At 66.3% G+C, this 970-nt stretch carries 1 protein-coding gene; it reads left to right on the top strand.

Features of this window, described 5'->3' with window-relative positions; translation table 11 throughout:
- Nucleotides 1–970 (top strand): porin (locus tag DID98_RS35475; RefSeq protein ID WP_260428147.1); only part of this gene is annotated, 970 nt, incomplete at both ends.

Below are 970 nucleotides of genomic sequence, written 5' to 3'. Positions count from 1 at the left end.
TCAAACATTTCGCATCGCTGATCGTGGCCGCCGCACCGGCGGCCGCGTTCGCGCAGACGAGCGTGACGCTGTACGGCCGGATCGACGGCGGCGTCGAATACCTGAACCACATCGCGACGCCCGGCGGCAGTTCGACGCGCTGGAGCGCGGAAGGCGGCGACTGGGGCACCAGCATGTTCGGCCTGAAGGGCGTCGAGGATCTCGGCGGCGGGATGTCGACGGTCTTCAACCTGGAAACCGCGTTCCAGGTGATGAACGGCACGACCGGCGGCGGACGCATGTGGTCGCGCCGCGCGTATGTCGGCCTGAAGAGCGACACGTGGGGCCAGCTGCAGGCCGGCCGCAACCTGTTCATCGACAGCGACGGCGTGTGGGAATTCGATCCGTTCGTGCAGCAGGCGTTTTCGTCCGCATCGCTCGTGCGCGGCCGCAACTGGCAGCAGAGCAGCAACAACATCGAATATCACAGCCCGGTGATCGGCGGCTTCGACGTGCAGGCGCAGTATGCGTTCGGCAACCAGTCGCGCGGCTTCAACTACGGCGCGGCCGACGACTTCGGCCGCTCGGACGGGATCATGATCTCGTATCACTCGCCGCTGCTTGACGTGCGCGGCCTCTACGACGAGCTGCGCGACAACAACGGCAAGTTCAGCAACATCTTCACCGCGTCGCGCGAGTATTTCGTCGGCGCGAACGTGAAGGTGTCGAAGTTCAAGATCCAGGGCGCGTATACGCACTACCAGGCGCCGGACAGCCCGGCGGGCGTCGCCGATCGCGCCGATCACTACTGGCTCGGCGCGACCTACACGGCCACGCCGCAGTGGGCGGTGACGGGCGGCGGGTATTACGTGAAGGTCGGCGATGGCGGCGGCGACGCGTCGCACGATCCGTCGGGCCACGCGATCATGTACGTGCTCGGCACGACGTACAACCTGTCGAAGCGCACGTTCCTGTACGGGACGGTCGCGTA

This window comes from Burkholderia sp. Bp8984, assembly GCF_003853755.1.
Lineage (GTDB): Bacteria > Pseudomonadota > Gammaproteobacteria > Burkholderiales > Burkholderiaceae > Burkholderia.
Note: the sequence above shows the minus strand (reverse complement) of the source record. Positions and strands in the feature narration are given on the sequence as shown.